Origin of the sequence: Oliverpabstia sp. (assembly GCF_022785585.1) — a bacterium.
In the GTDB taxonomy this organism is placed as follows: Bacteria; Bacillota; Clostridia; order Lachnospirales; family Lachnospiraceae; genus Oliverpabstia; species Oliverpabstia intestinalis.
Map to the genome: position 1 here is coordinate 23,206 of NZ_JALFPR010000028.1, position 10,391 is coordinate 33,596.

Here is a 10,391-nt window from a genome sequence, read left to right on the forward strand (position 1 = left end):
ATAATAAAGATTTGTTTTTGGCTTACCGCTCGCAAAAACGAAGCCCCGACACTGGAAAATTTTCTCCATTGTCGGGGGCTTTTTATCGTTCTCAGATCTGTATATGTATTTATTTCTTCTATATTAATATGCGTACTATATGCTTATAATGTTTCATTCATGCTTCCGGTACGATATCCCATCAGATCCAGCGTTACATAAGTAAATCCGTACACTTTCAGTGTTTTTGCAATTTTTTCCCGGTTTTCCTCTTCCATCAGTTTACCAAACTCGGAAGGATCAATCTCGATTCGCGCCATCATACCGTGGATGCGGACACGTACCTGATGAAATCCCATGTCCAGAAGCAGCTGTTCTGCCTTATCTACCATGCCAAGTTTTTCTTCTGTGATCGTCTCTCCGTATACAAAGCGGGAAGACAGGCAGGCGAAAGACTGTTTCTCCCAAGTCGGCAGATGCAAGTAATGGGACAGTGCACGAATGTCTGCTTTTGTCAGATCACAGTGACGTAACGGACTTTTGATTCCAAGCTCGGCGACTGCCTGCAGTCCCGGACGGTAATCTCCGTTATCATCCAGATTGGAACCTTCCACGATGGCTTTCATACCGTTATCAGCGGCGATCTTCTGAATCTTTTCAAACAGCTCCTTTTTACACAGATAGCAGCGGTTCTTCGGATTCTGGGCAAATCCCTCGATACTCAATTCCTCAGATTCACAGATCACATGTTTGATTCCTTCTTTTTCACAGAATGCAATCGCTTCTTTTAACTCTCTTTTGGGGAAAGAGCAGGACTGGGCAGTCACTGCCATCACCTTATCACCCAGCATGTCTTTTGCCACCTTTAATAAAAATGTGGAATCTACACCACTGGAAAATGCTACTGCAACAGATTCCAGACTTCTCAAATAATCCTGCAGTTTTTTCAGTTTTTCCATCTGTTCTCTTGTAATCATTTCTTCCATATGCTGTCTTTCCTTTCCGGTTGATTTCTGGTTGATTTCTGCTTTATTTCTGTTTTTTCACGGTTGTCAGATCTTTCACGACTTCTCCTGCAATGATCAATCCTGCTACCGATGGCACATATGCCACACTGCCCGGAATGTCTCGTCGTTCCGTACATTTGTGTGCGGCTCCCGGCGGGCAGATGCAGTTTGTTCTGCAACTGGTGGACATATCCTCAATCGGACGTTTCGGCAGTTCTTCCGAGTAAACAACCTTTAATTTTCTGACTCTTCTCTTCTTCAGTTCCCGGCGCATAACCTTGGCCAACGGGCATACCTTGGTTTTATAAATGTCAGCCACCTTGAACTGGCTGGCATCCAGCTTATTGCCGGCTCCCATGCTGCTCATAATCGGCACGCCTTTTTCCTGGCATTTCATTACCAGTTCAATTTTTGCAGTCACGGTGTCTACTGCATCTACCACATAATCATACTCTTCAAATGGAAATTCATCTGCATTTTCCGGAAGGAAGAAGCACTTATGGATATGCACATCCACATTCGGATTGATCTCCAGCATCCGTTCTTTCATCACATCCGTTTTATATTTTCCTACGGTTTTTCTCGTAGCGATAATCTGACGGTTCAGATTGGTCAGGCATACCTTATCATCATCGATTAGATCAAAGGCTCCGACACCGCTTCGCACCAGTGCCTCACAGACATATCCGCCGACACCGCCGATACCAAAAACAGCCACTCTTGAATTCTTCAGCTTTTCCATGGCTTCTTCACCCAGCAGCAACTGTGTTCTTGAAAACTGATTTAACATATCATTCTCCCTGTTCTCGTTCTCAGAACCGGTTCACCGGACCGATTCCTGTGTAAATATAATTATAACCGGGCAGTAGTACTCCCGGTCACAATTATATCCTGTCCAGCTGTCTGTTGTCTCTTTTCGCAGTCTCTTCTGCAACTGAACCGGATATTGCTATCATATTATTAATTACATACTATGTCAATATGTTTTTTCTTGTAAAATCCTGCTTCCATCCTGTGATTTTAATATTTTATTTACTCTGCCATTGCTTTTTTGATAGCACCAAGCAGTTCGTCATAGGTCTCATAAGCCGGAATATGGGGATACTCTGCTTTGATCTTATCCGTGCTTCGGAATAAGAAGCCTGCCTTGCTTGCCTGGATCATTCCCAGATCGTTATAGGAATCTCCACTGGCAATCGTCTCAAATCCGATAGACTGCAGTGCTTTTACAGTGGTCAGTTTTGTCTGTTCCACACGCATCTTATATCCTGTGATTTCTCCGTTCCCGGAAACCTCCAGACTGTTGCAGAATAATGTGGGACGTCCCAGTTTTTCCATCAGTGGACTGGCAAATTCTGCAAAGGTATCACTGATCAGGATAACCTGGCTGAAACTTCTTAATTCATCTAAGAATTCTTTTGCGCCCGGAAGTGGCTGAATCTTTTCGATGGTTTCCTGAATCTCTTTCAACCCAAGCCCATGCTCCTTCAGTACACCCAGTCTCCATTTCATCAGCTTATCATAATCCGGTTCGTCTCTGGTTGTTTTCTTCAGTTCCGGAATTCCACTCTCCTCGGCAAATGCCACCCAGATCTCCGGAACCAGCACCCCTTCCACATCCAGACATGTAATATACATAACACTATTCCTCCTCTAACACTTTTTCACTTTAACACGTTGCATTTATCTTATCACATAATTACCAGTTTTTCTACCCTGTCAGTGATTCTTTTCTGGTTTTAAATCACCGATCAGATGACTGTTTTTCAGAGTTTCTTTCAGATCTGTCAGTTCAAATCCGGATATTTTTCCTTCTTTTTCGCTTTTTTCCTTTATCACCTTCCGTACTTCCTCCTGAATATCATAAAAACAATCCAGAAGCAAAGGCTGAAACACACCGCATTCTCCGGTCAGGATCATCTGCATCGCTTTCTCATGAGAATATGCTTTTTTATAGACTCTCGGGCTCGTCAATGCATCGTAGACATCTACAATAGAAACCACCTGAGCTGCAATCGGAATCTCTTCCCCCTTTAGTCCATCCGGGTATCCGCTTCCGTCATACCGTTCATGGTGCCAGCGGCAGATCTCACAGGCAATCTGCACCAGCCGTTCTTCTTTATATATTTCCAGCCGTTTCAGCATGGATGCCCCTATCATCGTATGCATTTTCATCAGTTCAAATTCTTCCGGTGTCAGTTTACCCGGCTTGTTCAGGATTTTCTCATCGATCCCGATTTTCCCGATATCATGAAGAGCAGAAGCTACTGTGATCAGATACTGATCCGTCCAGGTCAGATGATACTTGTCGGTTTTTTGTACCAGACGTTCCAGGAGCATACCGGACAGTTTGTTTATATGTTCCACATGCAGTCCACTTTCACCATTTCGAAACTCTATGATCCGACTCAGAATACTCACCATGATCCGGTTGTTTTTCTCCTTCTCATAAACCTGATCCGTTACCAGCGTGATCAGTCTTCTTTGTTTTGCATACAGCTTGATCGTATTGAATACTCTCTGATAGACAACCTTTCCATCGAATGGACGGCTGATATAATCTGATACTCCCATTTCATAAGCCCGTCGTATACTCTTTTCGGAGTCTTCACTGGAAATCATGATAACCGGAACGTCTTCGATCCAGTGATTTTTGTTCATATCATGTAAAACCTGAAATCCATTCATGCCGGGCATTACAATATCCAGAAGAATCAACGATATCTCAGTTCCATACTTTTGCAAAAGACGTAGACAGGCTTCTCCGTTTTCTGCTTCAATGATCTGATAATCTTCTTCCAGAATCGACGCAAGGATCTCACGGTTTATCTCAGAATCATCTACGATCATGATCAGCTGTTTTGTCCGCTTTATCTCTTCTTCCAGATGAATCATTCCATCCGCATCAATTGATTTTCTTTCAGTCACCACCATATTCTTCTGGATTTTCGCCTGATACATCAGCCGGTCTGCTTTTCGTACTGCCTCTTCCATAACTTCTTCTCGGACTGTCACGCCTCCGATACTGACAGAAAGACGCATTCTGGAAAAACCGGGAATATCCGCGTCCCTGATCTGCTTCTGAATATATTCCAGTTTTTTCAGAAAAACTTCATCGGAAACATCCGGCATGACCAGAAGAAATTCATCCCCTCCATAGCGTACCAGACTGTCTGTTTTCCGTGTGGACTGACGGATCGCTTTCACCACTGTCTGTAGCACCACATCTCCTGCTCCATGTCCATATGTATCATTCCACAATTTAAAATCATCCAGATCTATAACTGCCACACCGGCAGAAGTTTCTTTTCCTTTCAGTCGTTCCTCATAATATCTTCGATTGTAAGAGCCTGTCAGAGCATCAATGTAAAGATCCTGGTTATATCCGTCCAGTTTTCGAACCAGTTTTTCACATCCCTCTGCGTCCAGAAGGAATTCTTCGTTCAGTTTTTTCACCAGTTCCATTACATATGCTTTTCCATCTATTTCCATATAGCAGGCAGTTACCTGATAAATATCTTCTCCCACAAACTCCAGTTTGGTCCCCTGGTTCTTTTCCCTGAGTACTCTTGCAGATATACAGTTCTTACATTGCCTGTTTTTCTTCCAGAATGAATAGCAGGCCACTTTCTCAGGATCAACTTCTTCCTCCCTGCCCTCTTCCATCATTTGGATCGTTTCTTCTTCGATGAGCCGCACCACATCAAAAATCCTGCGATACTCTTCCATCTCCTGTTCCACCTGCTCCATCGTCATGGTTATCTTTTGTTCTGTCATCTTTTACTGCCCTCTAATGTAACTATTGTTCCTCTTGTTCTCTCTGCTCATCGCTGATCTTTTTGCGCAACTGAATTACAAGTTCATAAACTTCCGGTCTCTTTTCCTTCAGATGTTCATCCAACAGATGACGCCTTTCCCGGAAACGCTCTGCAAGTTCCGGATGTTCTCTTGCAATACGGTCATGCACTTCCTGACGGTGTTTTTCCAGTCGAATTGCCAGGGTTTTTTGATCTTTTCCGGAAATATTGACAATTTCTTTGAGATGCTCTTCCAGATGTTCCAGCCACTCATCCTGATCCAGATCCTCCATATGAGACCATCGGCCGTGAAGCAGATATTCCACATCACCGGTTTTCTTCAACTGTTCAATCTGACACCCGATCTGTCGTTCGATCTCCTCTTCTGCCTGACTTCCAAACGCCCAGACAAATTCCTGCACCCTGTTGTCGGCACGTTTTCTGGACGCACTGCGCTGTTCGTTATCCACACCGCCCTCTAAGGGATACGGACGGGTAATACCCATATCTTTCAAAGCAATATGTGTCGTTCTTCGCACACAACCTTCCTGAATCAAACATCCAAGTCCCAGCTGACGCATCTGTTCATTCAATCCTGCAATATGTTCTGTGATATAAAAACGTATATTTTTCTCTTTCAGTGACTCATATAAAAGTTTTAACCGGTCTGCCGCTGTAATATCCATACTTCCGATTCCACTGGCATCCAAAATCACTGCTTTGGTATCTTCCCGCAGATTATCCTCAATATCACTTTGCAATACCTGAATATTGGCAAAAAACAGATTGCTGCTGAACCGGTAGATCAACACCCCTTCAATCGCATGGATCTGATCGCTTTCTTTCAGATCCCGGAAATGCCGGTGTCCCGGCTGAATCCCAAGAAAGCCTCTGGAAGGCTTGGATGTCCGGATAATCATCTCTGAAAAAGAAAGGATGATTCCAATCAATACTCCGTTGATAGTCCCAAGCATCAGTACACCGAAAAATGCTCCAGCAAAGATCAAATATTCCGTGCGGCTCACCTTCCACAGCCGCACCGCCAGATCAAATTCTGTCGCTCCCAGTAACGCTGAAATCACAATCGCTGTCAGCACCGGAATCGGAAGATACCCGATAAATCCGGTTCCGCAAAGCAATAATACAATCATAGACAGTCCGGCCACGATACCGGTCAGCTGAGTTTTCGCCTGGTACTGCTCTCCCATAGCCGTTCTCGATACGGATCCATTGACCGGACAGCAACCAATAACGGAAGCAGCCAGATTTCCCATGGCAAATGCAAGAATTTCCTGATTGTCATCGATCCGGTAACGATTTTTCTGTGCAAAACTGTTCTCCGCAAGTAATGTCTCTGCCATGATGACAACTGCCACGGAAAGACTGATGATCACCACCTCTTTTAACGGGATTGCTCCAAACTCCGGAACCGTCCATATGGGAAGCCCCGGTTTCACTGCTGCAAGCGTCTGAATACCAAGATTTTCCAGATGAAAAAACGCCGTACCGATCGCACCCGCTGCCATCAGAAACACTGCCATCGGAAATTTGGGAATCAGCTTTTTTGACACCAGAAGAATCACCAGTGTACCAACACCCAGAAGCAAGGATGGCAGATGAAAGATCGTCCGACTCTCCCAGATATGATGCACCAGTTCCGGGAGTTCCCCGACCCCTGCTTTACCACCGAATAATTTAGGCACCTGCATCAGAATGATCGTGGTACAGATTCCACTGATAAATCCGCCCATCACCGGTGCTGAAATATAATTAACCAGTTTTCCCGCCCGACACAGATAAAAGACCAGCAGCCAGACAGCAACAAAAAATGCAAGCACCGGAACTGCCGCAATTGCTTCCTTCGATCCTCCTTCAATCCCCAGACTTACCAGTGCCGATCCTACCAGTGCCGCCGGAGCAGCATCTACACCGAAAACAAACTGCGGGGAAGTAGAAAATAAGGCAAACAGTACTATCGGAAAAACTGAGCCGTACAGTCCATACACCGCCGGAAGCCCCGCGATCTGCGCATATCCCATGGATATTGGAATCGACACTGCCATGATCACCAGACCCGCCAGAAGATCTTTCGACAGATTTTTCCACTCATAAGTCCGCATGGTTTTACACATAGATACTTTCATGGATTTCCATCTCCTTATTGCATTTCTTTTTTTACAGTATTCTTTTTATTATAACATACTTTTTTCTTTTCACCAGTAAACAATTGCAAAATGGAGCCTGTTTTTTCAGACCCCATTTTGTGAATTATACTTATCCTCGAATCACCAGTACATCGTTTCTCTTTTAAAATATTGTAACTGTCCGGCAGGTAATATCCCGCGAAGTGTTCTGAAAAGAACGAGATAAAATCAGGGCCGCCGCACCAAAAACAGTACGGCGGCCCGATTCCCTTTTACAGATATGCAATACTCTGATTCTCAAATACCGCACTTCCATCTGTAACTCCCAGGCAGATTCCTTCCCCCGGGTTTGTATACATGCGGGTATTCAGAGCAACTCCGTCCACATACAGTGTAGCAATCGTATCATCCACGATAATCTGTACATGATATTTCTTTCCAGGAACCAGACGAATCAGGCGTTCCAGTCCCATATTATTCATCTGTGGCCATGGCCAGTTCGGAGATTTCTCGAAGATCACACGATCCTTCGGACACTCAAATGTGAAAGAATAGAATTCATCATCCGCTTCCTGCGCACGCACGCCAACGGAGAATCCACGTGTTCCCTCAGCAAATGTAACATCTGCTTCGTATCGATAGCAATCACCGGTCTCCGTTACTACATGCTGTAATTCTCTTCCTGATTCTTTTTCCAGTTTTACATCCTCCAGCTTTTTCTCATCCTTAAACGCATTCCACACCGTATCCGGGATCCGGCAGCCTAAAGTGCCGTCTTTTCTCTGATACAGTTCATGTGCGACAAAAGTTCCTGCCCAGATAAAATCTTCTTTATCTGCCTCCGGTCTGTACCAGAGATTTGCACTGTCCGTCTCGTTGGCACGTGTCGGAACCCATCCAAACAGAATCCTCTGATTGTTCAGCATGAAGGTTCTTCCTGCATAATAAGCTCTTCCGTCAAAAGCATCGTCATCCGGTGCGATCCAAGGTCCTTTCAGGCTTTTTGCCATACGGTACACCTGTGTGGATGCATGGGAATATTCTGTTGTGATCAGATACCACCAGTCTCCCATCTTGAAAAGATCCGGCATCTCATGCATGGTAAACAGATCCGGTGCCCAGAAATCCCCCTGAAACTCCCAGTCTGCAAGATCATCTGATGTAAAATAAACGGTTCTTCCTGTTGTTTTATGCTTGTCTCCTTCCAGACGTGCCCCCAGGATCAGAATATATTTTTCAGATTCGTCATCCCACAGTACAAACGGATCTCTCCAGTCATCCGGATCATATCCCGGCTGCGGAACAAAGGTCACTGCATCCTGCGTCTTTGTCCAGTGTTTCAGATCCTCACTGACCGCATGCATCAGTACCTGAGATGGTTTTCCCTGTTTTGGATAATCTCTGTTGTAACCGGTGTAGAATGCATGATATTTTCCTTCTCTGTCTTCGCAGATACTTCCGGCAAAGATAAACTGATCCTGCTCTTCATCCGTTCCTCTCGGAATCGCCACACCGCAATCCTCATAAGTCACAAAATCCTTTGTGGTTGCCAGATCCCAGCCAAACGGCTCTCCAAAAGGGCACGGCACTCTGGTATCTCTCTGATGAAACAGGTAAAAAGTATCACCCTTTCCAAAAGGCATACAATCGCCAAACCAAGTCTGTGGATGCTGATAGTAAATTTTCATGCTTTTCCCTCTCTTTCCTGTCTTTTATTCTATTCTCTTTCCGTCACTGATCCTGAAAAACTGTTTGCTGAAAGAAACGAATTCTCCGGAATCTTTCCGGCAATTGTTACTGCTCGCCCCAAAGGGCGGTATCGCAAGCACTTTTGCTGGCCCCCTATAAAGCGGTACTACTCGAATCTTCTCGTCTCGATTCTTCTGCTTGCTTCGAGGTGACAAATAAAATATTCCACAAAGCTTAGTGACACCATTCATATTCTTATATTTATTGCTCTTGGAGATGCCGAACAACTCTCAAGCACAAAAATTGCAGAAAGTATCAAGATAAACCCGGCTTATGTCAGACAGCTTATGGCAACCCTGAAAAATGCAGGCATTGTTGTCAACACACAAGGTCATGCGAATGCCGCTCTTGTAAAATCGGCAGATAAAATTAATATGTATGACATCTACCGAGCCGTAGAGGGCAATAAGCCGCTGTTTCACCTAGACACAGATACCAATCCGGATTGTGGAATCGGTATCAACATTCAATTCGCTATTGGGGACTTCTATCATGAAATTCAAAATATGGTAGATGAAAAAATGAAATCCATTACATTGCAGGATATTATTGATCGGTATTATTTTAAAATCAGGAAAGTTAAAAACCTTTAACTAATCAAGAATAGCAAGCACTGCCTGCACCAGAAATGTCTATTTCCGTATTTGTACTTCAAATTTGCATGGCGTTCGAATATCATTAATGTACTCTTACCTTTTAGATATCCGACAAAATACGATACGCTTATGCTTGGTGGAATTTCAACCAACATATGCACGTGATCTGGGCATATTTCTGCTTCTACAATTTTTACACCTTTTCTTTTGCATAGCATACTTAATCTATTTGCAATATCTTGCTTAATCTTTCCATATGCTACTTTTCTTCTGTATTTTGGTGCAAAAACGATATGATACTTACAATTCCATTTCGTATGTGATAAACTATTACTATCCATATGGATACCTCCTTTGTTAAATAATGCGGTTGGCGAACCTAACATTATTTAACAAAGGAGGTTTTATACTGTAAGCTGAAGCAACTTCAACCATCCGCACAGCAGGTGGTTTATTTGTTTTCCAAAGTTCCGTTTTTCGGATCAACGAAAAACTCCCAATATTTGTTCAGTGATAATTTTAAAAATTACGGTGGCAAATAGACTGAACTCCATTCGTAAAAGCCTGTAAAATCGCTTATTTACGTGATAATAAGCAGACTGTTTCCACATGTTTCGGCATCGGCTGGGGAACACATTTCCCCAACCACGTTACCGTCTGATGAACACATTTTTTCAGTTACATTTTCATTCAATCGCTTTGCCTTATTCTACTCCATTTATGACATCTCTTTCCCTTTCTGATTTGCTCTGTAGTCTGCTTTCGCATTCTCTACCTTTAATGTCTGATTGCATTTGAGTACAAATGTCAGTTTATAACTTATATTCCAACTTTAACTATGGTGTTGTGAAGTTCACTCAACTTTCAACATCCGATACCCCACGCCAATGTGTGTTTGGATATATTGTGGAGAGTTCGGTTCTTTCTCGATTTTTTTACGAAGTGTCGCCATAAACACACGAAGGGAGGCAATATCATTATCCCAACTACTTCCCCAGATACTTTGCGTAAGGAAAGTATGTGTCAGAACTTTTCCTATATTTCTTGTCAACAGGCAAAGCAACTTATATTCAATAGGTGTTAAATGTAACTCTTCTTCATTCAAATAGGCACAACCTG

At 43.5% G+C, this 10,391-nt stretch carries 8 protein-coding genes and 1 pseudogene; 1 reads left to right on the forward strand and 8 read right to left on the reverse strand.

Features of this window, described 5'->3' with window-relative positions; all coding sequences use genetic code 11:
- Positions 1-143 precede the first annotated feature (143 nt).
- The 6 genes from larE to MSA64_RS01375 form a co-directional block, all read right to left on the reverse strand.
- Positions 144-956, reverse strand: coding sequence for an ATP-dependent sacrificial sulfur transferase LarE (gene larE, locus MSA64_RS01350; protein ID WP_277664018.1), 813 nt, complete (start codon positions 954-956; stop codon positions 144-146).
- A gap of 52 nt (positions 957-1,008) precedes the next feature.
- Complete coding sequence (locus tag MSA64_RS01355; protein ID WP_154431815.1) at positions 1,009-1,776, reverse strand: tRNA threonylcarbamoyladenosine dehydratase; 768 nt, start codon at positions 1,774-1,776, stop codon at positions 1,009-1,011.
- 242 nt (positions 1,777-2,018) lie between these two features.
- The gene (gene thrH / locus MSA64_RS01360; RefSeq protein ID WP_118316222.1) at positions 2,019-2,624 is read right to left on the reverse strand and encodes a bifunctional phosphoserine phosphatase/homoserine phosphotransferase ThrH; all 606 of its coding nucleotides are present in this window, start codon (positions 2,622-2,624) and stop codon (positions 2,019-2,021) included.
- A gap of 81 nt (positions 2,625-2,705) precedes the next feature.
- Complete coding sequence (locus MSA64_RS01365) at positions 2,706-4,763, reverse strand: diguanylate cyclase (protein WP_287890214.1); 2,058 nt, start codon at positions 4,761-4,763, stop codon at positions 2,706-2,708.
- A gap of 22 nt (positions 4,764-4,785) precedes the next feature.
- Positions 4,786-6,927 (reverse strand): SulP family inorganic anion transporter, encoded by a 2,142-nt coding sequence (locus MSA64_RS01370; protein WP_154431811.1) that lies wholly within the window; start codon positions 6,925-6,927, stop codon positions 4,786-4,788.
- A 272-nt stretch (positions 6,928-7,199) separates the two neighbouring features.
- Positions 7,200-8,615: a family 43 glycosylhydrolase gene (locus MSA64_RS01375; RefSeq protein WP_287890217.1), complete on the reverse strand. Its 1,416-nt coding sequence runs from the start codon at positions 8,613-8,615 to the stop codon at positions 7,200-7,202.
- Between the two features lie 216 nt (positions 8,616-8,831).
- Here MSA64_RS01375 and MSA64_RS01380 point away from each other — a divergent pair, with 216 nt between their 5' ends.
- On the forward strand, positions 8,832-9,269 hold the full coding sequence (locus MSA64_RS01380; RefSeq protein ID WP_287890224.1) for an Rrf2 family transcriptional regulator: 438 nt from the start codon (positions 8,832-8,834) through the stop codon (positions 9,267-9,269).
- A gap of 23 nt (positions 9,270-9,292) precedes the next feature.
- On the opposite strand, the pseudogene tnpA reads toward MSA64_RS01380, so the two are convergent.
- Positions 9,293-9,613 (reverse strand): annotated as a pseudogene (tnpA, locus tag MSA64_RS01385) (IS200/IS605 family transposase); the annotation flags it as partial.
- Between the two features lie 512 nt (positions 9,614-10,125).
- On the reverse strand, positions 10,126-10,391 hold a 266-nt coding region (locus MSA64_RS01390), incomplete at its 5' end, for a winged helix-turn-helix domain-containing protein (RefSeq protein WP_287890219.1).

Coding starts and splice junctions, on each gene's coding strand:
- MSA64_RS01370 (WP_154431811.1), bottom strand. CDS start 6,927: ATGAAAGTATCTATGTGTAAAACCATGCGGACTTATGAGTGGAAAAAT.
- MSA64_RS01355 (WP_154431815.1), bottom strand. CDS start 1,776: ATGTTAAATCAGTTTTCAAGAACACAGTTGCTGCTGGGTGAAGAAGCC.
- thrH (WP_118316222.1), bottom strand. CDS start 2,624: ATGTATATTACATGTCTGGATGTGGAAGGGGTGCTGGTTCCGGAGATC.
- MSA64_RS01365 (WP_287890214.1), bottom strand. CDS start 4,763: ATGACAGAACAAAAGATAACCATGACGATGGAGCAGGTGGAACAGGAG.
- MSA64_RS01375 (WP_287890217.1), bottom strand. CDS start 8,615: ATGAAAATTTACTATCAGCATCCACAGACTTGGTTTGGCGATTGTATG.
- larE (WP_277664018.1), bottom strand. CDS start 956: ATGATTACAAGAGAACAGATGGAAAAACTGAAAAAACTGCAGGATTAT.